The organism is Blastococcus sp. SYSU D00669, assembly GCF_054050715.1.
In genome coordinates this window covers 1-691 of sequence record NZ_JBJGZV010000090.1, presented here as the reverse complement: position 1 = coordinate 691, position 691 = coordinate 1, and the positions used below count along the sequence as shown (strand labels likewise).

Genomic DNA, 691 nt, shown 5'->3' with positions numbered 1-691 from the left:
GGGGGGGGGGGGGGGAGCGGGGGGGGCGGCGGCGGGGGGGGGGGGGGGGGGGGGGGGGGGGGGGGGGGGGCGCGCGGGCCCGGCGCCGCCCCCCCCCCCCCCCCCCCCCAGGACGCCTCCGTGCGGCGCGGTCCCGCGGATGTTCGCCGTCCGGAGGGCGTCGCCGGCCCGGTCCACGCCGGGGGCCTTGCCGAACCACATGCCGAAGACGCCGTCGACCGTCGCGCCCGGAAGTGCGTTGACGGTCTGGCTGCCCCACAACGCGGTGGCCGCGAGGTCCTCGTTGAGGCCCGGCCGGTGCAGGATGCGGTGCTCGGCGAGCCGCTCCTTCTGCCGGTCCATCTCGATGTCCACGCCACCGAGCGGCGAACCGGGGTAGCCCGACACCAGGCCTGCGGTGTCGAGCCCCTGCGCCACGTCGCGGCGCCGCTGGTCGATCAGGACGCGCACGAGGGCCTGGATGGACGTGAGGTAGACACCCCCGTCGAGCTGCGTGAACCGGTCGCCGAGAGAGAAGTCAGAGCTCGCGTCGGCCGTCGTGGTCATGTGGGTGCTCCTCGGTTCGGGGGGCGGCCCCCGGGGGGGGGGGGGGGGGGGGGGGGGGGGGGGGGGGGGGGGGGGGGGGGGGGGGGGGGGGGGGGGGCGGCGGGGGTGACTGGGCAGCGCTGTGGCCGCGGGTGTGGCCGGCGTG

The 691-nt window shown here is 80.2% G+C and carries 1 protein-coding gene; it reads right to left on the bottom strand.

What is annotated here, in order from left to right:
* The coding region (locus tag ACI8AF_RS27520; protein WP_456542968.1) for a hypothetical protein at positions 1-546 on the bottom strand (546 nt) is incomplete at its 3' end.
* Positions 547-691 lie beyond the last annotated feature (145 nt).